Annotated in this window: 23 protein-coding genes; 21 read left to right on the top strand and 2 right to left on the bottom strand. The window is 72.3% G+C overall.

All coding sequences use genetic code 11. The annotated features are described in order from the left end of the window. Window positions 1–352: 352 nt before the first annotated feature. A complete protein-coding gene (gene bldD, locus IEY73_RS27560; RefSeq protein WP_014446326.1) occupies window positions 353–841 on the bottom strand; it encodes a transcriptional regulator BldD in 489 nt (162 codons plus the stop codon). A gap of 289 nt (window positions 842–1,130) precedes the next feature. Here bldD and pyrR point away from each other — a divergent pair, with 289 nt between their 5' ends. From pyrR to IEY73_RS27460, 19 genes are all read left to right on the top strand, one after another. Continuing rightward, window positions 1,131–1,709 (top strand): bifunctional pyr operon transcriptional regulator/uracil phosphoribosyltransferase PyrR, encoded by a 579-nt coding sequence (pyrR, locus tag IEY73_RS27555; RefSeq protein ID WP_189082242.1) that lies wholly within the window; start codon window positions 1,131–1,133, stop codon window positions 1,707–1,709. Continuing rightward, window positions 1,706–2,815, top strand: coding sequence for an aspartate carbamoyltransferase catalytic subunit (locus IEY73_RS33810; RefSeq protein WP_229716206.1), 1,110 nt, complete (start codon window positions 1,706–1,708; stop codon window positions 2,813–2,815). The genes pyrR and IEY73_RS33810 overlap by 4 nt, the downstream gene beginning before the upstream one ends. A gap of 2 nt (window positions 2,816–2,817) precedes the next feature. Then, window positions 2,818–4,089, top strand: coding sequence for a dihydroorotase (locus IEY73_RS27540; RefSeq protein ID WP_189082241.1), 1,272 nt, complete (start codon window positions 2,818–2,820; stop codon window positions 4,087–4,089). Between the two features lie 61 nt (window positions 4,090–4,150). Then, complete coding sequence (carA, locus tag IEY73_RS27535) at window positions 4,151–5,305, top strand: glutamine-hydrolyzing carbamoyl-phosphate synthase small subunit (RefSeq protein ID WP_189082240.1); 1,155 nt, start codon at window positions 4,151–4,153, stop codon at window positions 5,303–5,305. Further along, window positions 5,305–8,667, top strand: coding sequence for a carbamoyl-phosphate synthase large subunit (gene carB / locus IEY73_RS27530; RefSeq protein ID WP_189082239.1), 3,363 nt, complete (start codon window positions 5,305–5,307; stop codon window positions 8,665–8,667). Before carA ends, carB begins: the two co-directional genes overlap by 1 nt. 31 nt (window positions 8,668–8,698) lie before the next feature. After that, the gene (locus tag IEY73_RS27525; protein ID WP_189082238.1) at window positions 8,699–9,724 is read left to right on the top strand and encodes a quinone-dependent dihydroorotate dehydrogenase; all 1,026 of its coding nucleotides are present in this window, start codon (window positions 8,699–8,701) and stop codon (window positions 9,722–9,724) included. Window positions 9,725–9,747: 23 nt separating this feature from the next. Further along, on the top strand, window positions 9,748–11,010 hold the full coding sequence (locus IEY73_RS27520) for an adenosylmethionine--8-amino-7-oxononanoate transaminase (protein WP_189082266.1): 1,263 nt from the start codon (window positions 9,748–9,750) through the stop codon (window positions 11,008–11,010). 21 nt (window positions 11,011–11,031) lie between these two features. Continuing rightward, entirely contained in the window at window positions 11,032–11,862 is an 831-nt protein-coding gene (gene pyrF, locus IEY73_RS27515; protein ID WP_189082237.1) for an orotidine-5'-phosphate decarboxylase, read from the top strand. A gap of 185 nt (window positions 11,863–12,047) precedes the next feature. Then, window positions 12,048–12,365: an integration host factor, actinobacterial type gene (gene mihF / locus IEY73_RS27510; RefSeq protein WP_189082236.1), complete on the top strand. Its 318-nt coding sequence runs from the start codon at window positions 12,048–12,050 to the stop codon at window positions 12,363–12,365. Window positions 12,366–12,397: 32 nt separating this feature from the next. Then, a complete protein-coding gene (gene gmk / locus IEY73_RS27505) occupies window positions 12,398–13,000 on the top strand; it encodes a guanylate kinase (RefSeq protein WP_189082235.1) in 603 nt (200 codons plus the stop codon). Window positions 13,001–13,154: 154 nt separating this feature from the next. Beyond that, a complete protein-coding gene (gene rpoZ / locus IEY73_RS27500) occupies window positions 13,155–13,418 on the top strand; it encodes a DNA-directed RNA polymerase subunit omega (RefSeq protein ID WP_189082234.1) in 264 nt (87 codons plus the stop codon). 130 nt (window positions 13,419–13,548) lie between these two features. Further along, entirely contained in the window at window positions 13,549–14,757 is a 1,209-nt protein-coding gene (gene coaBC / locus IEY73_RS27495) for a bifunctional phosphopantothenoylcysteine decarboxylase/phosphopantothenate--cysteine ligase CoaBC (protein ID WP_189082233.1), read from the top strand. Between the two features lie 150 nt (window positions 14,758–14,907). Next, window positions 14,908–16,098 (top strand): methionine adenosyltransferase, encoded by a 1,191-nt coding sequence (gene metK, locus IEY73_RS27490; RefSeq protein WP_189082232.1) that lies wholly within the window; start codon window positions 14,908–14,910, stop codon window positions 16,096–16,098. Between the two features lie 166 nt (window positions 16,099–16,264). Next, entirely contained in the window at window positions 16,265–18,220 is a 1,956-nt protein-coding gene (locus tag IEY73_RS27485) for a primosomal protein N' (protein ID WP_189082265.1), read from the top strand. A gap of 45 nt (window positions 18,221–18,265) precedes the next feature. Next, complete coding sequence (locus tag IEY73_RS27480; RefSeq protein ID WP_189082231.1) at window positions 18,266–19,543, top strand: cytochrome P450; 1,278 nt, start codon at window positions 18,266–18,268, stop codon at window positions 19,541–19,543. Beyond that, on the top strand, window positions 19,540–20,097 hold the full coding sequence (def, locus tag IEY73_RS27475; protein ID WP_189082230.1) for a peptide deformylase: 558 nt from the start codon (window positions 19,540–19,542) through the stop codon (window positions 20,095–20,097). The genes IEY73_RS27480 and def overlap by 4 nt, the downstream gene beginning before the upstream one ends. A gap of 2 nt (window positions 20,098–20,099) precedes the next feature. Beyond that, window positions 20,100–21,026, top strand: coding sequence for a methionyl-tRNA formyltransferase (gene fmt / locus IEY73_RS27470; protein ID WP_189082229.1), 927 nt, complete (start codon window positions 20,100–20,102; stop codon window positions 21,024–21,026). Window positions 21,027–21,238: 212 nt separating this feature from the next. Further along, window positions 21,239–22,660, top strand: a complete 1,422-nt coding sequence (locus IEY73_RS27465) for an RsmB/NOP family class I SAM-dependent RNA methyltransferase (protein WP_229716205.1) — start codon at window positions 21,239–21,241, stop codon at window positions 22,658–22,660. A 38-nt stretch (window positions 22,661–22,698) separates the two neighbouring features. Then, the gene (locus IEY73_RS27460) at window positions 22,699–23,343 is read left to right on the top strand and encodes a sulfotransferase family protein (protein WP_189082228.1); all 645 of its coding nucleotides are present in this window, start codon (window positions 22,699–22,701) and stop codon (window positions 23,341–23,343) included. Here the strand turns inward: IEY73_RS27460 and IEY73_RS27455 are convergent. After that, a complete protein-coding gene (locus IEY73_RS27455; protein ID WP_229716204.1) occupies window positions 23,340–24,242 on the bottom strand; it encodes a septum formation family protein in 903 nt (300 codons plus the stop codon). The two genes, IEY73_RS27460 and IEY73_RS27455, sit on opposite strands and share 4 nt — an antisense overlap. 82 nt (window positions 24,243–24,324) lie before the next feature. Between IEY73_RS27455 and rpe the strand changes: the two genes are divergently transcribed. Both rpe and IEY73_RS27445 read left to right on the top strand, forming a co-directional pair. Further along, the gene (gene rpe / locus IEY73_RS27450; protein WP_229716203.1) at window positions 24,325–24,987 is read left to right on the top strand and encodes a ribulose-phosphate 3-epimerase; all 663 of its coding nucleotides are present in this window, start codon (window positions 24,325–24,327) and stop codon (window positions 24,985–24,987) included. After that, a complete protein-coding gene (locus tag IEY73_RS27445; protein ID WP_189082226.1) occupies window positions 24,984–25,976 on the top strand; it encodes a GGDEF domain-containing response regulator in 993 nt (330 codons plus the stop codon). The genes rpe and IEY73_RS27445 overlap by 4 nt, the downstream gene beginning before the upstream one ends. Window positions 25,977–26,073: the final 97 nt, after the last annotated feature.

Raw genomic sequence — 26,073 nt, 5'->3', positions numbered from 1 at the left:
CCGGGCGCAGACGCGGCGCCTCGTCGATCTTGAACTTCCTGGTCCGATAGATCCGACATGGCCGCCCAAAAGTCCACGCTAACTACAAGATCGGCGTGCGGGCGTGCGGGCGTGCGGGCGTGCGGGCGTGCGGGCGAGCGGCGTGCGGGCGAGCGGCGTGCGGGCGAGCGGGTGTGGGGGCGGGCGCCTGCGGTGGTGGGCCGGCGTGGGGGCGTGGTGGGGCGGGGCGGCGTGTGCCTGTGGTCTGGTCGGGGGTGTGTGGCGCGGTGGGGTGTGCAGACGCACGAAGGGCCCGCGTTGACGCGGGCCCTGTTCGGTGTGCTTACGCCGTATCAGCCGGCGAAGAATGCGGTTAGCTGGCGAAGAACGCGCGCGGGTCCGCCACCAGGACGCCCTGCTCGGTCAGCCGCTCGATCAAGCCGGACGGCGAGATGTCGTAAACGATGGCCAGCGCCCGCAGGTCGTCGGCGCGGATGGAGAGCACGCGACCGTTGTAGTCGCCGCGCTGCTGCTGGATGGCCCGGGCGTACCGCGCCACATAGGCGAGGTCCTCGCCCGTGGTGTCGTACAGCTTCTCCAGGTCCAGCACGATTTTGTTGGTGGCTTCGAGGCGGATCCCGCTGCCGTCCGGCAGCAGCTCCGACACGGGCACCCGATAGAAGTCGGCCAGCTCGGCCAGCCGGGACACGGTGACTGCGCGGTCGCCCCGCTCGTAGGAGCCCACCACGACGGCTTTCCAGCGGCCGTTCGACTTCTCCTCCACGCCCTGCAGGGACAGGCCCTGCTGCTGGCGAATCGAGCGCAGGCGGGCGCCCAACGACTTGGCGTACTCAGACGGCATTCGGACACTCCCAGTACAGTGCTGGCCCGGAGGTTGCTTCCTCCGCGATCGCTACGCAGCGTGACGGTACGGCGGTTACGACCACTGGTCAAGTGTTGGTTACCTATGAGTCGTGCAACGGTGCGAAACTTGCCCGCATTCGTCCGGGAGTCGTCGGTCAGCAACGTCACCATGGTCATCACCGCGTCCACTGGTAACGTAGCGTCAGCCCGCAGGCCGGCTCCATCCGGGTCGCCTGTTCAGACGTCCTTTAACGACCCGTCCCGTGAGGCGGGGAAGGAGGTCCGCCGTGGCACATCCACGTGCTGACACCCCCAGCAAGATCATTCTTTCCGGCGCGGATCTGCAGCGCGTGGTCGACCGGATCGCGCATCAGATTCTGGAAAAAACGTCCGGGGCCACCGACACGGTCCTGCTCGGCATCCCCACGCGCGGTGTGCCGCTGGCCCGCCGGCTGGCCGCCCGCATCCACGCCTTCGAGGGGATCGACGTCCCGGTCGGTTCGCTGGACATCACCCTCTACCGCGACGACCTGCGACGGCACGCCACGCGGGCGCTCGGCAAGACCGAGATCCCGCCCGGCGGCATCGACGGGCGGCGGGTCATTCTCGTCGACGATGTGCTCTTTTCCGGACGTACGGTGCGAGCCGCGCTGGACGCCCTCGGCGACGTCGGGCGACCGCAATGCGTGCAACTCGCCGTGCTGGTCGACCGGGGGCACCGGGAACTGCCCATCCGCGCCGACTACGTGGGCAAGAACATCCCCACCGCGTTGAGCGAGAGCGTGCGGGTGGCGCTGTCGGAGGCCGACGGCGGCGTGGACGAGGTCCGGCTGAACCCGACCGTCGAAGGAGGACGCGACCAGTGATCAAACATCTGCGGTCCGCCGCCGACCTGGATGCGGAAACGGCGACCCTGATCCTGGACACCGCGGCGGAGATGGCGACCCTCGCCGGCCGCGAGGTCAAGAAGCTGCCGACACTGCGCGGCCGCACCGTGGTGAACCTGTTCTACGAGGATTCCACCCGTACCCGGATCTCCTTCGAGGCGGCGGCCAAGCGGCTGTCCGCCGACGTGATCAACTTTTCTGCCAAGGGCTCCAGCGTGAGCAAGGGCGAGAGCCTCAAGGACACCGCCCTGACCCTGCAGGCGATGGGTGCCGACGCGGTGGTGATCCGGCACCCGGCAAGCGGCGCGCCGCACCGCCTCGCGTCCTGGGTGGACGGCTCGGTGGTGAACGCGGGCGACGGCACCCACGAGCATCCGACCCAGGCGCTGCTGGACGCGTACACGATGCGGTCCCGCCTGGGCCGGCTGGACGGGTTGCGGGTGGCGATCGTCGGGGACGTCCTGCACAGCCGGGTGGCGCGATCGAACGTCCTGCTGCTGTCCACGTTGGGCGCGCAGGTGACCCTGGTGGGCCCGCCCACGCTGATCCCCATCGACGTGGCCGCTGGGCTTTCTGGCGACGCTTCGCGTCGCGGCGATCGCCTGGTACCCGGTGAGGCGGCAGGCGGCCCTTCGGCGCCCGCAGGATCGGCGGGCGGCGACGAACCGCGTGCCGTCTCACCGGCGGCGATCGCTGGGCTTTCTGGCGACGCTTCGCGTCGCGGCGATCGCCTGGTACCCGGGGGTGTGGCGGGCGCGGCGGGAGGTGGGCCTGCGGTGTCTTACGACCTGGACAGCGTGCTGCCGGACTCGGACGTGGTGATGATGCTGCGGGTGCAGAGCGAGCGGATGCAGGACTCGTATTTTCCCTCCGCACGGGAGTACAGCCGGCGGTACGGCCTGGACATGCGCCGGCTGCGGCGTCTGCCGGAACACGCGATCGTTATGCATCCCGGTCCGATGAACCGTGGCATGGAGATCGCGCCGGAGGTCGCCGACTCGCCGCGGTCCACGATCGTCGAACAGGTCGCCAACGGTGTCAGCGCCCGGATGGCCGTCCTCTATCTGCTGCTCGGAGGGAAATAACCGTGACCGCGTACGTCATGAAGGGTGTGTCGCTGCTCGGCGCCGCACCGCGGGATCTCGTTGTCCGGGACGGGCGGATCGCGGACGAGCCGCCCGGCGCCGGCGCCGAGGTGATCGACGCGGCCGGTCTGGTCGCCCTGCCCGGCCTCGTGGATCTGCACACACACCTGCGGGAACCCGGTCGGGAGGACGCCGAGACGGTGGAGACCGGATCGCGGGCTGCGGCGGCTGGTGGCTACACCGCGGTGTGCGCGATGGCGAACACCTCGCCGGTGGCCGACACCGCCGGCGTGGTCGAGCAGGTCTGGCGGCTGGGCCGCGAGGCCGGCCTGGTCGATGTGCAGCCGATCGGCGCGGTCACCGTGGGGTTGGCCGGTCGGCAACTGGCCGAGTTGGGGGCCATGGCCACCTCGGCGGCACAGGTGCGGATCTTCTCCGACGACGGGCATTGCGTCGCCGACCCGCGGCTGATGCGGCGGGCGCTGGAATACGTGAAGGCCTTCGACGGCGTGATCGCGCAGCACGCTGAGGAGCCGCGGCTCACCGAGGGCGCGCAGATGCACGAGGGCGAGGTCTCCACCCGTCTCGGGCTGACCGGATGGCCGGCCGTCGCCGAGGAGGCGATCATCGCGCGGGACGTGCTGCTGGCCGAGCACGTGGGGAGCCGGCTGCATGTCTGTCACGTGTCCACCGCCGGATCGGTGGAGGTGCTGCGCCAGGCGAAGGCTCGGGGCGTACGGGTGACCGCCGAAGTCACCCCGCACCACCTGCTGCTCACCGATGAGCTTGCCACCAGCTACGACCCGGTCTACAAGGTGAACCCGCCGCTGCGTACCGCGTCCGACGTCCGGGCCCTGCGGCAGGCGCTGATCGACGGGGTGATCGACGTGGTCGCCACCGATCATGCCCCGCATGCGGTGGAGGACAAGGAGTGCGAGTGGGCGTACGCGCGCCCCGGCATGGTGGGCCTGGAGACCGCGCTGCCGGTCGTGCTGTCGGTGCTGGGCGAGCAGTGGGAGCTGATCGCCGAGCGGATGTCGCGGGCCCCGGCGCGGATCGCCGGTCTGGCCGGGCACGGCGGTGATCTGGCCGCCGCCGGGTCGCCGGCCACGCTGACCCTGGTGGATCCTGCCGCCCGCCGCACCGTCGACCCGTCCGACCTGGTCAGCCGCAGCCGGAACACGCCCTACGCGGGCACCACCCTGCCGGGCCGCATCGTGGCGACCTTCCTGCGGGGCGAGCCCACGGTGCTGGACGGAAAGGTGGTCAGGTGATGCGAGCGAGGAGTGAGCAAGCGAAGCCTGCGAGCCCCGCAGTCCGGATCGAAGGGAAGCAATGATGGTGCAGCAGCCCGCGATTCTGGTGCTGGAGGACGGACGCGCGTTCGCCGGCACGTCGTACGGAGCGCAGGGGGAGACGTTCGGCGAGGCCGTCTTCACCACCGGGATGACCGGCTACCAGGAGACGCTCACCGACCCGTCGTACCACCGGCAGGTGGTGGTGCAGACCGCGCCGCAGATCGGCAACACCGGCGTGAACGACGAGGATGACGAGTCCGGCCGGATGTGGGTGGCCGGGTACGTGGTGCGTGACCCGGCCCGGCGACCGTCGAACTGGCGGTCCACCGGTGATCTGGGCGAGCGGCTCGCCGCCGAGGGAGTGGTCGGCATCAGCGGCGTCGACACCCGGGCGCTGACCCGGCACCTGCGGTCGCGGGGCGCGATGCGGGTGGGCGTCTCCTCGGTCGACCTGGATCCGGCGTCGGTGCTGGAACGGGTTCGCGCGGCCCCGCCGATGCTGGGCGCCGACCTGTCCGCCGAGGTCTCCACGCCGCAGCGGTACACCGTCCCGGCGGTCGGTGCGCATCGGTACACGGTCGCCGCGCTGGACCTGGGCATCAAACGCAACGTGACGCGCCGGCTCGCCGAGCGCGGGGTGACCACCCATGTGTTCCCGGCCGGATCCGCCGTCGACGACCTGCTCGCGGTGAGCCCGGACGCGGTGTTCTTCTCGCCGGGGCCGGGCGACCCGGCGACCGCGGACGGCCCGGTCGCCCTGGCCCGGGAGGTGATGAGCCGCCGCCTGCCGTTGTTCGGCATCTGCTTCGGCAGCCAGATCCTCGGCCGGGCGCTCGGTTTCGGCACCTACAAGCTGGGCTTCGGGCATCGCGGCATCAACCAGCCGGTGCTCGACCGGACGACCGGAAAGGTCGAGGTCACCAGCCACAACCACGGTTTCGCCGTGGACGCCCCGCGGAACACGGTGATCGACACCGAGTTCGGCGGCGTCGAAGTCTCGCACGTGTGCCTCAACGACGACGTGGTCGAGGGACTGCGGGCGCTGGACGTGCCCGCGTTCACCGTGCAGTACCACCCCGAGGCGGCGGCCGGTCCGCACGACGCGGACTACCTGTTCGACCGCTTCGTGGAACTCGTCGAAGGAACAAGCGGCCGGGACGGCGTACCGCCCGCCGGGAAGAAGGACGCCTGATGCCGAAGCGGACCGACTTACAGCACGTCCTGGTGATCGGCTCCGGGCCGATCGTGATCGGCCAGGCGTGCGAGTTCGATTATTCCGGCACCCAGGCGTGCCGGGTGCTGCGCGCCGAGGGACTGCGGGTCAGCCTGGTCAACTCCAACCCGGCGACCATCATGACCGACCCGGAGTTCGCCGACGCCACGTACGTGGAGCCGATCACGCGAGAGTTCGTCGAGCTGGTGATCGCCAAGGAGCGCCCGGACGCGATCCTGGCCACGCTGGGCGGCCAGACCGCGTTGAACACGGCGGTCTCGCTGCACGAGAACGGCGTGCTGGACAAGTACGGCGTGGAGCTGATCGGCGCGAACGTCGACGCCATCCGGCGCGGTGAAGACCGGCAGCTATTCAAGGACATCGTGGCCCGCGCCGGTGGTGACGCGCCGCGCTCGCGGGTGTGTCACTCGATGGAGGAGGTCCGGGACACGGTCGCCGAGGTGGGGCTGCCGGTGGTGATCCGGCCGTCGTTCACCATGGGCGGTCTGGGTTCCGGCATGGCGCACACCGACGCGGATCTGGAGCGTCTCGCCGGGACCGGGCTGGCCGCCTCGCCGGTGCACGAGGTGCTGATCGAGGAGAGCGTGCTCGGCTGGAAGGAGTACGAACTTGAGCTGATGCGCGACAAGCACGACAACGTCGTGGTGGTGTGCTCCATCGAGAACCTGGACCCGATGGGCGTGCACACCGGCGACAGCGTCACGGTGGCGCCGGCGATGACCCTCACCGACCGGGAGTACCAGCGGATGCGCGACCTGGGCATCGCGGTGCTGCGGGAGGTCGGCGTGGACACCGGCGGCTGCAACATCCAGTTCGCGGTCGATCCGCTCACCGGCCGGCTCGTGGTGATCGAGATGAACCCGCGGGTGTCGCGGTCCTCGGCGCTGGCGTCCAAGGCGACCGGTTTCCCGATCGCGAAGATCGCCGCGAAGCTGGCCATCGGGTACACACTGGACGAGATCCCGAACGACATCACCCTGCAGACGCCGGCCGCGTTCGAGCCGGCGCTGGACTACGTGGTGGTGAAGATCCCGCGGTTCGCGTTCGAGAAGTTCCCCGGCGCCGACCCGGAGCTGACCACCACGATGAAGTCGGTCGGCGAGGCGATGAGCCTGGGCCGCAACTTCGCCGAGGCGCTGAACAAGGCGATGCGCTCGATGGAGACGTCGGCGGCCGGCTTCTGGACCGCGGCCGAGGACCCGGCGACCGGCCTGGACGAGGTGCTGGACGCGTTGCGTACCCCGCACGACGGACGTCTGTACACCGTGGAGCGGGCGCTGCGGCTGGGCGCCTCGGTCGCGCAGGTGCACGAGGCCAGTGGCGGTATCGACCCGTGGTTCCTGGAGGAGATCGCCGCGCTTGTCGGGTTGCGCGCCGAGATCCTGGCCGCGCCGGTGCTCGACGAGTCGCTGCTGCGCCGGGCCAAGCGGTCCGGCCTGTCCGACCGCCAGCTCGCCGCGCTGCGCCCGGAGCTGGCCGGCGAGGACGGCGTACGGTCGCTGCGGCACCGGCTGGGTGTGCGCCCGGTCTTCAAGACGGTGGACACCTGCGCGGCCGAGTTCCAGGCCGACACGCCGTACCACTACTCCAGTTATGACTCGGAGACCGAGGTCGTGCCGTCGGCGCGGCCCAAGGTGCTGATCCTCGGGTCCGGCCCGAACCGGATCGGTCAGGGCATCGAGTTCGACTATTCGTGCGTGCACGCCGTGCAGGCGTTGCGGGACGCGCCGGCCGCCGCGGTCGCGCAGGCGGTGCCCGGCGCGGACGGCGACGGGTTCGAGACCGTCATGATCAACTGTAATCCGGAGACGGTGTCCACCGACTACGACACCGCCGACCGGCTCTACTTCGAGCCGCTGACCTTCGAGGACGTGCTCGAGGTGGTGCACGCCGAGGATGCGGCCGGCCGGGCCGCCGGCGGCCCCGGCGTAGTGGGCGTGATCGTGCAGCTCGGCGGGCAGACCCCGCTGGGCCTGGCGAAGCGGCTGAAGGCGGCCGGCGTGCCGATCGTCGGCACCTCGCCGGAGTCGATCGATTTGGCCGAGAACCGCGGCGCGTTCGGGACGGTGCTGTCGCGGGCCGACCTGCGCTCCCCGGAACACGGCACCGCCGTCTCGTTCGAGCAGGCCAAGGCGATCGCCGACGAGATCGGCTACCCGGTGCTGGTACGCCCGTCGTACGTGCTCGGCGGACGCGGCATGGAGATCGTCTACGACGAGCCGACGCTGCGCGACTACATCGAGCGGGCCACCGAGATCTCCCCGGATCACCCGGTGCTGGTGGACCGCTTCCTGGACGACGCGATCGAGATCGACGTGGACGCGTTGTGCGACGGCGGCGGGGAGGTGTACCTGGGCGGGGTGATGGAGCACATCGAGGAGGCCGGCATCCACTCCGGTGATTCCTCGTGCTCGCTGCCGCCGGTCACCCTCGCCGAGTCGCACCTGGCCGAGGTGCGCCGATACACCGAGGCGATCGCCCGCGGGGTGGGGGTGCGCGGGCTGCTCAACGTCCAGTACGCGCTCAAGGACGACGTCCTGTACGTGCTGGAGGCCAACCCGCGCGCGTCCCGGACGGTGCCGTTCGTCTCCAAGGCCACGGCGGTGCCGCTGGCCAAGGCCGCGGCGCGGATCATGCTCGGCGCGACCGTGTCCGGGCTGCGCGCCGAGGGCATGCTGCCGGCCGCGCGGGACGGCGGGTCGGCGCCGGCCTCCGCGCCGATCGCGATCAAGGAGGCGGTGCTGCCGTTCAAGCGGTTCCGCACACCCGCCGGGCACGGCGTGGACAGCCTGCTCGGCCCGGAGATGAAGTCGACCGGTGAGGTGATGGGCATCGACGCCGGCTTCGGCCAGGCGTTCGCCAAGTCGCAGGCCGCCGCGTACGGGTCGCTGCCGATCTCGGGGAAGATCTTCGTGTCGGTGGCGAACCGGGACAAGCGCGCGATGATCTTCCCGATCAAGCGGCTGGCCGATCTCGGGTTCACCATCGTCACCACCGCGGGCACCGGGGGAGTGCTGCGCCGGCACGGCATCGACTGCGAGGTGGTGCCGAAGCACTTCGAGAGCCCCGGACGCAACGCCATCGCGCTGATCACCGCGGGGGAGATCGCCCTGATCATCAACACCCCACAGGGCTCCGGCGCGCAGGCCCGCTCGGACGGGTACGAGCTGCGCAGCGCGGCGGTCACCGCGGACATCCCCAGCATCACCACGGTGCCCGGGGCGGCGGCCGCGGTGATGGGCATCGAGGCGCTGATGCGCGGCGACATGACGGTGCGGCCGCTGCAGGAACTGCACCGGCTGCTGCGGGAGTCGTGGTGACCGGCGCCGGGATCGTGGGCGGAGGGGACCGGTGAGCCTGTTCGAGCGTACGGTCCGGCCCGCGCTGTTCCGGTTGGGCGGCGGGGACGCCGAGGAGGCCCACGAGTGGACGTTGCGCCGGTTGGCCGCGCTGCCCGGCCCGGTCCGGTCCGCGCTGCGCCGCCGGTACGCGGTGGCCAACCCGGTGGAGGCGTTCGGGCTGCGGTTCCCCAACCCGGTCGGACTGGCCGCCGGGATGGACAAGAACGGCGTCGCGCTCGCCGCTTGGCCCGCGCTGGGGTTCGGCTTCGTCGAGGTCGGCACGGTGACCGCCGAGGCGCAGCCGGGCAACGACCGGCCGCGGCTGTTCCGGCTGCGCGACAGCGAGGCGATCATCAACCGGATGGGCTTCAACAACGCGGGCGCCGCGGCGCTCGCGGCCCGGCTGGCGCGGCTGGGGGGCCTCGGTGTGCCGCTGGGGGTGTCGCTGGGCAAGTCCAAGGTCACCCCGCTGGACGCCGCGGTCGAGGACTATCTGCGCTCCTACGAGCTGGTCCGCCCGTACGCCGACTACATCGCGGTGAACGTCTCCTCGCCGAACACGCCCGGCCTGCGCAAGCTGCAGGATGCCGGTGCGCTCGGCACGCTGCTGGGGGCGCTGGTGGGCAAGACGCCGGTGCTGGTCAAGATCGCCCCCGATCTGACCCGCCCGGCCATCGTGGAGCTGCTGGAGGTGTGCCTGTCCTACGGCGCATCCGGGGTGATCGCCACCAACACCACGCTGGGCCGCGACGGACTGGCCGCGTCGGATCGGTCCCGCGCGGCCGAGGCGGGCGGGCTGTCCGGGCGTCCGCTGACCGGGCCGGCCCGCGAGGTGGTGCGGTTCGTGCACGACGAGACCGGGGGACGGCTGCCGATCGTCGGGGTGGGCGGCGTGCTGTCCGCGGACGACGCCGCCCGGCTCTTCGACGCCGGTGCCTGCCTGGTGCAGCTCTATTCGGGCTTCGTCTACCGCGGTCCCGCCCTGGTGCGGGCGGCGGCTCGGGCGGCGCCCGCGGCGCGGGAGGCCGTCCGGTGAGCGATCCCGCGCCCGGTCCGGCCGTGGACCGGCTGCTCGACCTGGACCGCGCGCACGTCTGGCATCCGTACGGGCCGATGCCGGGGCGCAGCGACCCGTACGTGGTGGACGCCGCCGAAGGGGTCCGGTTGCGGCTGGCCGACGGCCGGGAGCTGGTGGACGGCATGTCGTCGTGGTGGGCGGCGGTGCACGGGTACCGCCACCCGGACCTGGACGCCGCGGTCCGGGCGCAGATGAGCCGGATGAGTCACGTGATGTTCGGCGGGCTGACCCACGCGCCGGCCATCGAGCTCGCCACCACCCTGGTGGAGCTCACCCCCCAGGGCCTGGAGCACGTCTTCCTGTGCGACTCCGGCTCGGTCGGCGTGGAGGTGGCGGTCAAGATGGCCCTGCAGGCGCAACGGGCCCGGGGCTTTCCGCAGCGGCGCAAGCTCGGCACCTGGCGCGGCGGCTATCACGGCGACACGTTCCACCCGATGAGCGTCTGCGACCCGGTGGGCGGCATGCACGCGATGTGGGCGGGCGTGCTCCCGGCGCAGATCTTCGCCGGCCTGCCGCCGGTCGAGTTCCGCGCGGACTACGCCGCCGAGCTGGCCGACATGGTCGCCCGGCACGCGCACGAGCTGGCCGCGGTCATCGTCGAACCGGTGGTGCAGGGCGCCGGCGGGATGCGCTTCCACCATCCGGACTACCTGCGTGTGCTGCGCGAGGTCACTGCCGAGCACGGGGTGCTGCTGATCTTCGACGAGATCGCGACCGGGTTCGGCCGCACCGGCCGGCTGTTCGCCGCCGGGCACGCGGGGGTGTCACCCGACGTCCTGTGCCTGGGCAAGGCGCTGACCGGTGGATACCTGTCGCTGGCGGCGACGCTGTGCACGGCGCCGGTGGCGCGCGCCATCTCCTCCGGCGAGGGCGGTGGCCTGGCGCACGGCCCCACCTTCATGGGCAACCCGCTGGCCTGTGCGGTCGCGAACGCCTCCCTCGGCCTGCTGCGCTCCGGCGGGTGGGCGGAGCAGGTGGCCCGGATCGAAGGCGGGCTGCGGACCGGCCTGGCGCCGTTGCGGGACGCCGCCGGGGTCGCCGACGTGCGGGTACTCGGGGCGATCGGCGTGGTGCAGATGGATCACGACGTGGACATGCCCGCGGCGACGGCGGCGGCGGTCGATGCCGGGGTCTGGCTGCGTCCCTTCCGGAACCTGATCTACACCATGCCGCCGTACGTGACCGGCGACGGCGACCTGGCGCGCATTACCGCGGGAATCGCCGCCGCGGTGGCAGCTACCTGACACGAGAGAGGGAATCGCGGCATGGAGACGTTCGGAACGCGCCTGAGCGAGGCTGTCGCGGCGAGGGGGCCGTTGTGTGTCGGCATCGATCCGCACGCCGCCCTCCTGACCCGATGGGGGCTGTCGGACGACGTCACCGGCCTGGAACGCTTCGCCCGTACGGTGGTCGACGCACTGGCCGATCGGGTGGCCGTGCTGAAGCCGCAGTCGGCGTTTTTTGAGAGATTTGGGTCACGTGGCATAGCGGTTCTTGAGTCAATTATCCGACAGTCGCGCGAGGCCGGGGCCCTTGTTCTCCTCGACGTGAAACGCGGCGACATCGGCTCGACGATGGCCGCGTACGCGAGCGCTTACCTGGATCCGGCGAGTCCTCTTCGTGCTGACGCGATTACTGTGAGTCCCTACCTCGGTGTGGGCTCATTGCGCCCCGCGTTCGACGCGGCGGCCGCGCACGGCGCCGGTGTTTTCGTTCTGGCGCTCACCTCGAACCCCGAAGGACCCGCCGTCCAGCACGCCGTCACGAGCGGCGGGCGAACCGTCGGGCAAACCGTGATCGACGAGATTTCCCAGCTCAACGCGGGTGCGGAGCCGCTCGGAAGCCTGGGTCTGGTGGTCGGGGCGACCATCGGGGAGACCTGCCATGACCTTTCGAAGGTGAACGGTCCACTGCTCGCGCCGGGCCTGGGCGCGCAGGGCGGAACGCCGGAAAAATTGCGAATGATCTTCGGCGAGGGTCTGCGGAACGTGCTCCCCTCGTACTCACGCGAGGTTCTCGGCGCGGGCCCCGACCAGGCCGGATTGCGGTCCGCGGCGGCCCGGGCGGCGGACGCCTGCCGCGCCGTCGGGCTCTGAAACGGCCTGCTTATCAGGCCGCCTCATCCATGATCGGGGGGTACCCCCACGTTGCCGAAACCGGCTCAGGCCGCTAGTTTTCCGACTCGCCAGGAACCACATGCCCCTTTGGTTCCCTGGCACACCACGTTTCACAGATGCGCCGGTATCGGAGTACCGCCGCGATAGGGACCTGAGGAGAACTGGTGCCGCTCCCGTCACTGAGCCCCGAGCAGCGTGCAGCCGCGCTGGAAAAGGCCGCGGAGATTCGCAAGGCTCGGGCCGAGCTGAAGGATCAGCTCAAGTCCGGCAAGACCACCCTCGCCGACGTGCTCGACCGGGCCGAAGGCGACGACGTTGTCGGCAAGCTGAAGGTTTCGGCCGTGCTGCAGGCGCTGCCGGGCATCGGCAAGATCCGCGCTACCCAGATCATGGAGAAGCTCAAGATCGCCGACAGTCGCCGCCTTCGCGGCCTCGGCGAACAGCAGCGCAAGGCCCTCCTGGGGGAGTTCGCTGCAAACTGACTCGCGGGCTCGTGTAGTAATGAGCCGTGAGCATGGATGACGACGCGCGCCCGGCCGCCCGACTCACCGTCTTGTCCGGCCCCTCGGGAGTGGGCAAAGACAGTGTGATCGAGTTGATCCGGGCGCGCTCGCCATGGATCAAGCTGTCGGTTTCGGTGACCACACGCCGCAAGCGCGACTACGAGACCGACGGCGAGCATTACCACTTCGTGGACCGCACGGAGTTCCGGCGCCTCATCGACGGCGGCCAGCTCCTGGAGTGGGCCGAGTTCGCCGGCAACCTCTACGGCACGCCCCGCGCGCAGGTGGAGGGCTGGCTGTCGCAGGGACAGCCGGTGCTTCTCAAGATCGACCTGCAGGGCGCCCGCCAGGTGCGGGCCGCGATGCCCCAGGCGCAACTGGTCTTCCTCGCCCCGCCCAGCGTCGACGAACTCCGTCGCCGGCTGATCGGCCGGGGTACCGACGACGAGGACACCATCCGACGCCGCCTCGCCCACGCCGACGAGGAACTCGCCGCCGAGAAGGAGTTCGACCGCACCGTGGTCAACGACTTCGTCGAGCGCGCCGCGGATGAGCTGGTAGGATTGCTCGGTTCGTCGCTGCTGACGCCGGCTCAGACGCCCGAGCGATCCTGATCCGGACGCTCCCGGGCATCGCACCCCGGCTGCGGCAGCGGCCACAGAGTCACCCGGCCGCGGCAGCGGCCAGAGTCACCGCACCGGCCCGCCGGTGCCGCCCGGGCCGTCCCGGGCACGTCCGCGCACTCGATCATGAAGGAACCGAAACGTCGTGGGAACCATCGCCAACCCGGAAGGCATCACCAACCCGCCGATCGACGAGCTGCTGGACAAGACCTCGTCGAAGTACGCTCTGGTGATCTTCGCGGCCAAGCGCGCCCGCCAGGTGAACGCCTACTACAGCCAGCTCGGCGAGGGCCTGCTGGAGTACGTGGGACCCCTGGTGGAGACCACCCCGCAGGAGAAGCCGCTGTCCATCGCCATGCGTGAGATCAACTCCGGCCTGCTGACGGCCGAGGCGACCGACGGAGCGTGAGCCCGGCGGCGCGCGGTGATCATTTCTCGCGCGCCCGGCCCGGTGGCGGTGCGCCGCCCGGCCTTCGCATGACACAGATCCCGCGTCCCGCATCTGCGGGCGCGGGATCGCTCTTTCCCGCATCGGAGTGATGGTGACCGAGGTCGTCCTGGGCGTGTGCGGCGGCATCGCCGCCTACAAGGCGTGCGAACTGCTGCGGCTGTTCACCGAGTCGGGATACCGGGTGCGTGTGGTGCCCACGGCGGCCGCGCTGCGGTTCGTGGGCGAGCCCACGTGGGCCGCGCTGTCCGGACGGCCGGTGTCCACCGACGTCTGGTCGGACGCGCACGACGTGCCGCACGTGCGCCTGGGGCGGCACGCCGACCTGGTGGTGGTGGCGCCGGCCACCGCCGACGTGCTGGCCAAGGCCGCCCACGGCATCGCCGACGACCTGCTCACCAACACGCTGCTCACGGCCACCTGCCCGGTCGTCTTCGCTCCGGCCATGCACACCGAGATGTGGGAGAACGCGGCCACGCGCGACAACGTGGCGCTGCTGCGCTCGCGCGGCTGTCGAGTGATCGAGCCCGCGGTGGGGCGGCTCACCGGCGCGGACACCGGCAAGGGCCGGCTGCCCGACCCGGCGGAGATCTTCGAGATCGCCCGCCGGGCGTTGCGGGCCGGTCCGGCCGACCTGACCGGGCGGCACGTGGTGGTCACCGCGGGCGGCACCCGGGAGCCGCTCGACCCGGTGCGGTTCCTCGGCAACCGATCGTCCGGAAAGCAGGGATATGCGCTGGCGCGGACGGCCGCCGCCCGCGGCGCGCGGGTCACCCTGATTGCGGCGAACGTCACACTCGCCGATCCGGCTGGCGCGGAGGTCGTCCGGGTCGGCACCACCGAGGAACTGCGCCGCGCGGTGCTCGCCGCCGCCGACGGCGCCGACGCGGTGGTGATGGCGGCGGCGCCGGCCGATTTCCGGCCGGCCAGCACGGCGTCGCAGAAGATCAAGAAATCCGAGGACGGGGTGGCGCCGACGATCGCCCTGGTCGTCAACCCGGACATCGCCGGCGAGCTGGGGGCGGCCAAGCCCGCCGGCCAGGTGCTGGTGGCCTTCGCCGCGGAGACCGTTGACGCGCTGGACAACGCGCGGCGCAAACTGACCCGGAAACGTGCCGACCTGATGGTCGTTAACGAGGTGGGCGTCGACCGCGTCTTCGGCGCGGACGCCAACACCGTGACCATCCTGGGAGCCGACGGAACCATGACCGTTCTCGACGAACTGCCGAAGGACGACGTGGCCGACGCCATCTGGGACGCGGTGCGCTCCCGGCTGACCGAGCGGGCGGGCACGCCCTGACCCTGATCGCGGAAAGCGCCATTCGCCCGCTAACTGGCGGATTGGTGCACAAGCCGAAGGGCGCTCCAGCCGGGCTCATGCGGCAGTGACTAGACTTCCGCGAAACCGCTGACGACGAAATCATCGACGACAACAACTCTGAGGAGCGCCGTGGCACGTCGCCTGTTCACGTCCGAGTCGGTCACCGAGGGCCACCCGGACAAGATTGCTGACCAGATCAGTGACGGAATCCTGGACGCCCTGCTGGCGCAGGACCCGCGCAGCCGTGTGGCGGTGGAGACGTTGATCACCACGGGTCAGGTGCACGTCGCCGGTGAGGTGACCACGCAGGCATACGCGGATATCCCGAGCATCGTGCGCGAGACGATCCTGGGCATCGGCTACGACTCGTCGAAGAAGGGATTCGACGGGGCGTCCTGCGGCGTCAGCGTGTCGATCGGTGCGCAGTCACCGGACATCGCGCAGGGCGTGGACAGCGCGGTGGAGTTGCGGGAGGGCAACTCCGAGCATGTGCTGGACGCGCAGGGCGCGGGGGACCAGGGCATGATGTTCGGGTTCGCGTGCTCGGAGACGCCGGAGCTGATGCCGTTGCCGATCGCGTTGGCGCACCGGCTGGCGCGGCGGCTGTCCGCGGCACGCAAGGACGGCACGATCCCCTACCTGCGTCCGGACGGCAAGACGCAGGTGACCATCGAGTATGACGGTTTGCGGCCGGTGCGGCTGGACACGGTGGTGGTCAGCTCGCAGCACGCGGCGGACATCTCGCTGGAGTCGCTGCTGACCCCGGACGTGCGCGAGCACGTGATCGCGCCGGAGCTGGAGGGTCTGGGGCTGGACACCAGCGACTACCGGCTGCTGGTGAACCCGACCGGCCGGTTCGAGATCGGCGGGCCGATGGGTGACGCCGGCCTGACCGGGCGGAAGATCATCGTGGACACCTACGGTGGATACGCCCGGCACGGTGGCGGCGCGTTCTCCGGCAAGGACCCGTCGAAGGTGGACCGGTCGGCGGCCTATGCGATGCGCTGGGTGGCCAAGAACGTGGTGGCTGCCGGGCTGGCGGAGCGGTGCGAGGCGCAGGTGGCGTACGCCATCGGGCGGGCGCACCCGGTGAGCCTTTTCGTGGAGTGCTTCGGCACGGAGAACGTGCCGGTGGATCGAATCGAGAAGGCGATCGGCGAGGTGTTCGATCTGCGTCCGGCGGCGATCATCCGGGATCTGGATCTGATGCGGCCGATCTATCAGCAGACCGCGGCGTACGGGCACTTCGGCCGGGAGATCGCCGACCTGAAGTGGGAGAGCACCGAGCGCGCCCAGGACCTCAAGAACGCCGCTGCCTAGCCGCACGGGCGACGCAGAGGACCACACGCGGGCCTCTGCGCCGCAACCGCAGGCCCGCGCGGCGGTGGCTTCGCGAGCCGCTCCCGCGCGGGGCACCCGCGCCAGGGCCCGGCGGGAACCGGCGAAACGGGAACCCGCGGCGTGCCTCCCGATCGCCCGGGTGTGTGTGGAGGTGCCGCTGGCCCATCTGGACCGCGCCTTCGACTACCTGGTGCCCGCCGCCGACGACGACGCGGCGCAGCCCGGGGTGCGCGTCAAGGTGCGGTTCGCCGGACAACTCGTCGGCGGTTTCCTGCTGGAGCGCCGGGAGTCCTCGGAACACGGCGGAAAGCTTGCCTATCTCGACCGTGTGATCTCCGCCGAACGGGTGCTCGACCCGGAGGTGGCGCGCCTGGCGCGGGCGGTCGCCGACCGCTACGCCGGCAACCTCAGCGACGTGCTGCGCCTGGCGGTGCCGCCTCGGCACGCCCGCGTCGAGTCGCAGCCCGTGCCGCCGCCCACCGGCGCCGCGCCGGGCGATGCCGCGCCGGGCGATGCCGCGCCGGGCGATGCCGCGCCGGGCGATGCCCCGGGCGACGACGCGGCACCGGGCTGGACCGACTATCCGGCCGGCCCAGCCTTCCTGCGCGCCCTGCGGGACGGCAAGCCCGCCCGGGCGGTCTGGACCGCCGCGCCCGCCGAGGACTGGCCGGCGCGCATCGCCGAGGCCGCCGTGGCCACCGTGCGCGCCGGTCGCGGCGTGATCGTCGTGGTGGCCGACGCGCGCGACCTCGCCCGCGTGGACCGCGCCTTGGCGCGGAGACTCGGCGACGGCCGGCACGTGGCGCTCAACGCCGCGGCCGGGCCGGCCGAACGCTACCGCCGCTTCCTGTCCGCCAGCCGGCACCGGGTGCCGGTCGTCGCCGGGACCCGGGCCGCGATGTTCGCCCCGGTCGCCCGGCTCGGGCTGGTGGTGATCTGGGACGACGGCGACGACCTGCACGCCGAGCCGCGCGCACCCTATCCGCACGCCCGCGAGGTGCTGCTCACCCGCGCCCAGTTGGCGGACGCCGCCGCGCTGGTGGCCGGCTTCGGACGCACCGGCGAGGCGCAACTGCTGCTGGAGACCGGGTGGGCCCAGCCGATCACCGCCGCCCGCGAGGCCCTGCGGGCCCGGTCGCCGCGCATCGTGCCGACCGGGGACGACCCGCAACGCTCCCGCGACCCCGGCGCGGTCTCCGCCCGGCTGCCCAGCCAGGCCTGGCAGGCGGCGCGCGACGCGCTCAAGGAGGACACGCCGGTGCTGGTCCAGGTGCCCCGCCGCGGCTACGTCCCGTCGGTGGCCTGCGCGCAGTGCCGCACGCCCGCACGCTGCCCGCACTGCTCCGGACCGCTCGGCCTGGCCGGCGCCCGCGACCTGCCGGTCTGCCACTGGTGCGGACGGGCCGCCGCCGCGTACGCCTGCCCGGCGTGCGGTGGCCGCCGCCTGCGCGCCTCGGTGACCGGCGCCCGGCGCACCGCCGAGGAACTGGGCCGGGCCTTCTCCGGCGTGCCGGTGCGCACCTCCGGACGCGACGAGGTCCTGGACGTGGTGCCCGGCGCCGCGAGCCTGATCGTGTGCACGCCCGGGGCCGAACCGGTGGCCGCCGGCGGCTACGGCGCGGTGCTGCTGCTGGACACCTGGGCCCTGCTCACCCGCTCCGACCTGCGCGCCGCCGAGGAGGCGCTGCGCCGCTGGCTGAACGCCTCCGCGCTGGCCCGGCCGGGCGGCCGGGTGGTGGTGGTCGCGGACGGCTCGCTGGCGCCGGTGCAGGCGTTGCTGCGCTGGGACCCGGGCTGGTTCGCCGCGCGGGAACTGGCCGAGCGTCGGGAACTGGGCTTCCCGCCGGCCGCCCGGATGGCGTCGGTGACCGGCCGCCCGGAGGCCGTCGGCGAGCTGCTCGCGGCGGCGCGGCTGCCGGACGGGGTGGAGGTGCTCGGCCCGGTGCCGGCCGACGACGGCCAGGAGCGGATGCTGCTGCGCAGCGCCCGCAGCCGGGCGGCGGAGCTGGCGCACACTCTGCACGAGGCCGCGGCCGTGCGCAGCGCCCGCAAGGCCGCTCTGCCGGTGCGCATCCAGGTGGACCCGGCCGACCTGTTCTGAACCGGCCCGTGCCGGCCTCGCCGCGGAAACGGTTCAATGGTCCCCATGGATGCCGTCGACGCCGTACGCATGCTCCTCTCGCCCCGGCCGGTCACCGACCCGCATGTGGCCTACGCCGCGTTGCGCGCCCACGGGCCGGTGCTGGACCTGGACGGGACCTACTTCGTCAGCGGGTACGCCGCGATCGACGCGGTGCTGCGCGACCCGGCCGTGCACGCGTACGACAGCGCGCAGCTAGACCGGCGGTGGAGCGACTGGCGGAGCAACCGTGCGGTGGAGCTGTTCGCCGACTCCATGCTGCGGCGGAACCCGCCGGACCACACCCGGATGCGGCGCCTGGCCTCCGGCGTGTTCACCGCCCGCCGGGTCGCCGGGCTGCGCGAGCTGATCGAGAACCAGGTCGGCGTGCTGCTCGCCGAGCTCGCCCAGGAACCCGAACCGGACTTCGTGGCGCATCTGGCGTACCCGCTGCCGATCGCGGTCATCTGCGCCCTGCTCGGCGTGCCACCGGCCGACCGGGGTCAGTTCCGGCGTCTCGCCGAGGCGCTGACCGCGGTGCTGGAGGTGCGTTTCGACGAGCAGCAGGCCCGGGTCGCCCATCAGGCGGCGGGGGAGCTGGAGGCGTACTTCCGTCACCTGATCGAGCGGCGCCGGGCGCAGCCGCGCGACGACCTGGTCACCGCGCTGGACGCCGCGCACCGGCAGGACGGCGAGCGGCTCAGCGTGCAGGAGCTGATGGCGAACCTGGCGCTGTTGCTGGTGGCGGGCTTCGAGACCACCACCAACCTGCTCGGCAACGGCCTGGTGTTGCTGCTGGAACACCCGGGGCACGCCCGGCGGCTGGCCGCCGAGCCGGAGCGCGCCCCGGCGTACGTGGAGGAGATCCTGCGCATCGACTCGCCGGTGCAGCTCACCGAGCGCTACGCGGGCCCGGCGTTTGAGCTGGCCGGATGTCCGGTGGCGGCGGGAGCCGAGATGATCCTGTTGCTGGGGGCGGCCAACCGCGACCCGGACCGGTTCGCCGAGCCGGACCGGTTCGACCCGGACCGGCCGCAGAACGCGCCGCTGTCCTTCGGCGCCGGCGCGCACTACTGCCTCGGTGCCCCGCTGGCCCGGCTGGAGGCGCAGATCGCGCTGCCCGCCGTGCTGCGCCGGTTTCCCGGGCTGCGCCTGGCCGGCGGGCGCGAGCGCCGGCAACGGCTCACCCTGCGCGGATGGGCGACGCTGCCGCTGGATCCGGGCTCCGTAGACTGGGAGGCCCCGTCGGCAACGGTACCGTCCGGCGGGCAGGCAGCAGAGCCGCGAAGGAGAACCACCGAGTGACCGTCCAGCCCATTCGTCTCTTCGGTGACCCGGTGCTGCGCACCCCGGCGGACGCCGTCGTCGACTTCGACAAGGAACTGCGGGGCCTGGTGCGGGACCTGACCGAGACCATGCAGGACGAGGGCGGTGCCGGCCTGGCCGCCCCGCAGCTCGGGGTGGGCCTGCGGGTGTTCGCCTTCGACGTGGACGACGTGCTGGGGCACATCATCAATCCGCAGCTCAGCTTCCCGGACGAGGAGGAGCAGGACGGTCCGGAGGGCTGCCTGTCCATCCCCGGCATCTACGTCGACACCAAGCGGCGGCAGAACGTGGTCGCCACCGGCTTCAACGAGCACGGCGACCCGATCCGGCTGGTCGGCTCCGGCCTGATGGCGCGCTGCGTCCAGCACGAGACGGACCATCTGGACGGGGTGCTCTTCCTGGACCGGCTGGACGCCGCCGCGCGCAAGGACGCGATGAAGCAGATCCGGGCCGCCGAGTGGTACGACGCCGCCCGCCCACCCACGGTGAAGGAAAGCCCGCACGGGCGCGGAATCTTCGGGCTGGGGCGCTGATCATGCGACTGGTGTTCGCCGGTACCCCCGAGGTCACCCTGCCCGCCCTGGACGCGATCGCCGCGTCGTCGCACGAGTTGCTCGCCGTGGTCACCCGCCCGGATGCGCCGTCCGGACGGGGCCGGCGGCTCACCCGGTCGCCCGCCGGGGCGTGGGCCGACGCGCACGGCGTCGAGGTGCTCACCCCGCAGCGGCCCCGCGACCCGGATTTCCTCACCCGCCTGCGTGACCTGGCCCCGGACTGCGTGCCGGTGGTGGCGTACGGCGCACTCGTCCCGCCGGACGCGCTGAAGATCCCCGTGCACGGCTGGGTCAACCTGCACTTCTCGCTGCTTCCCGCCTGGCGCGGGGCGGCGCCGGTGCAGCATGCCGTGCTGCACGGTGACGAGGTCACCGGGGCGAGCGTGTTCGAGCTGGAGGCGGGACTGGACACCGGCCCGGTCTACGGCACCCTGACCGAGGACATCCGTGCCGGCGACACCTCCGGGGACCTGCTCGCCCGGCTGGCCAGCGAGGGCGCCGGGCTGTTGGTGGCGGTGCTGGACGCGATCGAGGCGGGCAGCGCGCGGGCGCATCCCCAGCCGCCGGACGGCGTCTCGCTGGCGCCCAAACTCACCCCGGACGACGCGCGGGTGCGATGGGCCGATCCGGCGTTCGCGGTCGACCGGCGGATCCGGGCCTGCACGCCGGCTCCGGGCGCCTGGACCACACTGCGCGAGGAGCGGCTCAAGCTGGGACCGGTGCGGCCGGTGGCCAACGGGCCGGACCTGGCGCCGGGGGAGTTGCATGTGGAACGGGCTCAGGTGCTGGCGGGGACCGCGACCACTCCGGTCGTGCTGGGCGAGGTGCGGGCGGCCGGCAAGAAGCCGATGGCCGCCACCGACTGGGCGCGCGGCCTGCGCCTCGCCGCGGGGGAGGTTCTCCAGTGACCGGACCGGAGCAGCGCGATGCCGACCCCCGTGCGGATGACCCGCGTGACCCGGCGCCGGATGAGCGGGCGCGTCCGCACCGCGCCGGCCCGCCCCACGCCGCGGCCGGACGGGGCCGTTTGCCCGGTCGGCCCGACCAGGGACCGGCGGCGCGCGGCCAGGCCGGTCGTCCGGGTGCCGGAGACCGACGCTCGGGGATGGACCGGGGTGGGATGAACCGGGCGGGACAGGGGCGCGACGCGCGCTCCGGACGCGGGCCCCGGCCCGGCCGGCCGCCGTCGGATCCGGCGCGGCAGGCGGCCTACGAAGCCGTGGCCGCGGTGCATCGCGACGACGCGTACGCGAACCTGGTGCTCCCGGAGATCCTGCGGGAGATGCGGCTGCACGGGCGGGACGCCGCGTTCGCCACCGAGCTCACCTATGGCACGTTGCGCGCGCTGGGCACCCTCGATCTGGTGGTGGCCGCCGCGGCCGGGCGCGATGTGGCGCGCATCGACCCGCCCGCCCGCGACGCCCTGCGCCTGGGCGCCTATCAGTTGCTGTTCACCCGGGTGCCGTCGCACGCCGCGGTGAACCAGACCGTCGACCTGGTTCGGTCGGTGGCGCCGGGGGCGACCGGGTTCGCCAACGCGGTGATGCGGGAGATCTCCGAATCGGACCTGGACACCTGGCTGGGCCGGCTGGCGCCGGACGCGGCCCAGGATCCGGTGGGCAACCTCTCGGTGCTGCACCACCACCCGCGCTGGATCGTGCGGGCGTTCGCCGACGTGCTCGGCAACGATCTGGAGGAGACGGCGCGGCTGCTGATCGAGGACAACCAGCCGCCGGTGGTGCACCTGTGTGCCCGGCCCGGCCGGGCCGACGCGGTGGACCTGGCCGATGAGGTCGGCGGGCTGCCGGGAGCGTTCTCCCCGTACGCGGTCTATCTGAACGGCGGCGCGCCGGGCGAGCTGGCGGCGATCGTCGACGGCCGCGCCCACGTGCAGGATGAGGGCTCGCAACTGGTCGCGGCGGCGTTGCTCGCGGCGCCGGTGGAGGGCTCCGACGCCCGGTGGCTGGACCTGTGTGCCGGCCCGGGAGGCAAGGCCGGTCTGCTGGGCGCGGTGGCCGCGCAGCGCGGCGCGGAACTGGTGGCGGTGGAGGTCGCCGAGCACCGCGCGCGACTGGTCGAGCGGGCCACCGCGGGCATGCCGGTGCGGGTGCTCACCACGGACGGGCGGGACGCCGGTCGCGATCCGTTGCTGCCCGCCGGGTCGTTCGACCGGGTGCTGGTCGATGCGCCGTGCACCGGTCTGGGTTCGCTGCGGCGCCGGCCGGAGGCCCGGTGGCGGCGGCAGCCGGGTGATCTGCCGCCGTTGACGCGGTTGCAGCGTGACCTGTTGGCCGCGGCGTTGCGGGCGGTACGTCCGGGCGGCGTGGTGGCGTACGTCACGTGCTCCCCGCACATGGTGGAGACCCAGGTGTCGGTGACCGAGGGCGCCCGGCGTTCCGGTGTGGAAGCTGATTTTGTGGATGCGCGCACGTTGCTGCCAGCCGGGATGCCGAAGCTGGGTCCGGGCCCTACCGTGCAGTTGTGGCCGCACCGGCACGGCACCGATGCGATGTTCCTGGCGGTGTTGCGGCGCGCCGAGTGAGCTTCCGCAAGTCAGGCTAAAGCGGTAGAAAGTCTGATATGGATATCATCGGGGCAGGTTTCGGCAGGACCGGGACGCTCAGCCTGAAGGCCGCGCTGGAGCATCTGGGGTTCGGGCCGTGCCTGCACATGTTGCCGTTGTTCGACGAGCCCAAGCGTGCGGCCCTGCTGGCCGACGCGGCCGGGGGCCACATGGGCAGCCTGGAGGCCGCGGTGGCCGGATACCGCAGCACGGTGGACTGGCCGGGCACCTACTTCTGGCGCGAGCTCGTCGCCCGTAACCCCGGCGCCAAGGTCATTCTCACCGTCCGCGACCCGGAGAAGTGGTACGAGAGCGCGCACCGGACCATCTACCAGGCCGCGACGAACCCGCCGGACAGCTCCACCGGGTCGCCGGAGACGGCGGTCCTCATGCGGATGGTGCACGCCACCGTGTGGGACGGCACCTTCCAGGGCCGGTTCGCCGACCGTGACCACGCCATCGCCACCATGCGGGAGCACAACGACGCGGTCCGCCGGGAGATCCCGGCGGACCGCCTGCTGGAATACCCGGTGGGCGCCGGCTGGGAGCCGCTCTGCGCGTTCCTCGGCGTCGACGTCCCGGCGGAGCCGTTCCCCAAGCTCAACGACAGCGCCGCCTTCGCCGAGCGGATCGCCGAGGCGCGTCGGGACGGCAAGCTCTAGTTGATCGGCAGGGCGGCGGCGCCGGCGTCCTTCAGCGACCGGGTCAGGGTGCGCTCGCGGAACCACAGGAAGCAGCGCACCCGCCGTTCGCCCTGCTGCCATTCGGGTTTGGTGGGGTGATAGGAGATCCACCCCACCCGGTACTGCACATCGTCGTCGTCGGGCACGCCGGTGAACCGCGCGATCACCGTGCGGCACCCGGCGGCGGCGCGGTGCTGATCCCCGGTCACCTCCGCGTACGACACCTCGGGCGCCGTCCACAGCCCGGCGTACTCGGCGTGGTGGGCGCTGCCGCACCCGACCGGGCGCATGGCGCTGACGGTGGACTTGCGGACCGCCGGTTCGAAACATCCCAGGCGCAGATCGGACGAGTCGCGCAGGGCGCCCGCGAGGCTGCTGGAGCGGCTCGCGGTGCGCCCGTCGAAGTCGGCCTGCACCGCGTCGCACCGATACCACCGGGAGCCTCCGGACCAGGCAGCCCGGGACGGCCACACCACGCGCAGGGCGATGCGGGCGTCGCGCCACGGCCCGCCCAGGAACGGCCCGGCCCGGCGGTCGCAGTCCGCGTACGCCTCCCGGGCGGCGGCCGAACCGGACGGTGGAGGCACCGCGGCGTCGCCCGTGGCCCCCACGTGGAACGTCTCGGAGCGGTGCAGGTCGACGCAGTCGACCGGCCGGTACTCCGCCAGCGACTCGGTCGCCGCGACGTCCTCGTGGCATACGCCCTCGGCCGGGTGGAACGGCGACGCGGCGGGCACCGGAGGCCAGTCGTCGACCAGATCGCCGTCGGTCCCGGCGGGCCGGGACGCGCCGCATCCGGACATGACGCCTCCGACGGTCAAGATCACGACCGCCCCGGCCATCGCCGCCCACGCCGAGCCGGCGAGTCGCACCCGCACCACATGCCTCCCGCGGCGGTATGTGCCCTCTCCGGACGGCAGTATGGCGAATGCGGGCCAGCGAAGGCCATACACTTCAGCGGTGGACCCATCGCCGATCATTGCCCCCAGCATTCTCGCCGCGGACTTCGCCAGCCTGGCCGACGAGGTACGAGCCATCGAGGGTGCCGCCGACTGGGTGCACGTGGACGTCATGGACAACCATTTCGTACCGAACCTGACCATCGGGCTTCCGGTCGTGCAGAGCCTGCGCAAAGCGACCCCGATGCCGTTCGACGTGCACCTGATGATCACCGACCCGGACCGCTGGGCACCCGGATACGCCGAGGCCGGCGCCGAGACGGTGACCTTCCATGCCGAGGCCTGCGAGGACCCGGTGGCGCTGGCCAAGACGCTGCGTGCCGCCGGGGCGCGCGCCGGGCTGGCGATCGACCGGGACACCCCGATCGAGCCGTACCTGGAACTGCTGCCCTACGTGGACATGCTGCTGGTGATGACCATCAAAGCGGGATTCGGCGGGCAGAAGTTCATGCCCGAGATGCTCGACAAGGTGCGCGCCGCGCGCCGCCGGATCGGCGCCGACGGCCTCACCGTCCGGGTCGAAGTGGACGGCGGCATCGCGGCGGACACCATCGCCCAGGCCGCGGAGGCGGGCGCGGACGCCTTCGTCGCCGGCACCGCCGTCTACGGCGCGGACGACCCGGCGGACGCGGTGCGCCGGTTGCGATCGTTGGTGACCCGGTGAGCACCGGGGTGGTGCGGCACAAGGCCGAGGAGATCCGGGAGCCGGAGGAGCGGCCGGACGTCATCCTCGTGGTGGACGACGACGAGGACATCGCCGGGTTCGTGGCGTTCAACCTCACCATGCACGGGTACGAGGTACTGCGCGCCGGGGACGGCCAGGAAGCCCTCGAAGTGATGGAGAAGAGCCGCCCGGACCTGGCCGTGGTGGACTGGATGATGCCGCGCATGGACGGCGTGGAGCTCACCCGGCGGCTGCGTGCCGAACCGCTCACCTCCGCACTCCCGGTGATCATGCTGACCGCCAAGGGGATGACCGTGGACAAGGTGGTCGGTCTCACCGCGGGAGTGGACGACTATCTGGTCAAGCCCTTCGACACCGCGGAGCTGATCGCCCGGGTGTCCTCCACGCTGCGACGCAACAAGGAGTTCCGCGAGGTCTCGCCGCTGACCGGGCTGCCCGGCAACGCCCGGGTGCGCCGGGAGATCGCCGACCGGATGAAGACCGGCAAGGATTACTCGGTCGGCTACATCGACATCGACCGGTTCAAGAGCGTCAACGACGTGTACGGCTTCGACCGCGGCGACGAGTTCATCACCGCGCTGGCGCGCAGCCTGCATCGTGCGGTGGCGACCTCGGGCCGGCCTCCGGTGTTCCTCGGCCACATCGGCGGTGACGACTTCGTCTTCATCTGCGCCCCGGACCAGGTGCTGCCGCTCACCAAGCGGGCGGTGACCGATTTCGAACAGACCGCCGACCAGTTGTACGACGCCAAGGACGCGGAACGGGGCTACATCGAAGTGCCGGACCGCCGTGGCAACAAGCAGCGTGCGGCCCTGGTGACGCTGTCCATCGGGGTGGCCGAATCGAAGTCCGACGGGCGGCAGTTCACCGATCCTCGCGTGGTGGTGGCGGTGGCGTCGGAGATGAAGAAGGTGGCGAAGAGCCAGCCGGGCTCCTACGTGGCGATCGACCGCCGCCGCACCGACTGACCCCCCGCCCCCCGCCCCCGGTTCCGCGCCCGCCCAACCGAGCGCCCCGGCCGCTCCGCGCCGCCGCCCGCCGCCGCCCTGCCGCCCGCCGCCGCCC

The sequence above is a fragment of the Mangrovihabitans endophyticus genome (assembly GCF_014646155.1).
Lineage (GTDB): Bacteria > Actinomycetota > Actinomycetes > Mycobacteriales > Micromonosporaceae > Actinoplanes > Actinoplanes endophyticus.
This window is presented reverse-complemented; position numbering and strand designations above follow the sequence as displayed.

Excerpts from the sequence above, each read along its gene's own strand:
- coaBC (WP_189082233.1), top strand. The coding sequence starts at position 13,549 with ATGGTGACCGAGGTCGTCCTGGGCGTGTGCGGCGGCATCGCCGCCTAC.
- IEY73_RS27480 (WP_189082231.1), top strand. The coding sequence starts at position 18,266 with ATGGATGCCGTCGACGCCGTACGCATGCTCCTCTCGCCCCGGCCGGTC.
- fmt (WP_189082229.1), top strand. The coding sequence starts at position 20,100 with ATGCGACTGGTGTTCGCCGGTACCCCCGAGGTCACCCTGCCCGCCCTG.
- IEY73_RS27465 (WP_229716205.1), top strand. The coding sequence starts at position 21,239 with ATGAACCGGGCGGGACAGGGGCGCGACGCGCGCTCCGGACGCGGGCCC.
- IEY73_RS27460 (WP_189082228.1), top strand. The coding sequence starts at position 22,699 with ATGGATATCATCGGGGCAGGTTTCGGCAGGACCGGGACGCTCAGCCTG.
- pyrF (WP_189082237.1), top strand. The coding sequence starts at position 11,032 with ATGGAGACGTTCGGAACGCGCCTGAGCGAGGCTGTCGCGGCGAGGGGG.
- bldD (WP_014446326.1), bottom strand. The coding sequence starts at position 841 with ATGCCGTCTGAGTACGCCAAGTCGTTGGGCGCCCGCCTGCGCTCGATT.
- carA (WP_189082240.1), top strand. The coding sequence starts at position 4,151 with ATGATGGTGCAGCAGCCCGCGATTCTGGTGCTGGAGGACGGACGCGCG.
- carB (WP_189082239.1), top strand. The coding sequence starts at position 5,305 with ATGCCGAAGCGGACCGACTTACAGCACGTCCTGGTGATCGGCTCCGGG.
- gmk (WP_189082235.1), top strand. The coding sequence starts at position 12,398 with ATGGATGACGACGCGCGCCCGGCCGCCCGACTCACCGTCTTGTCCGGC.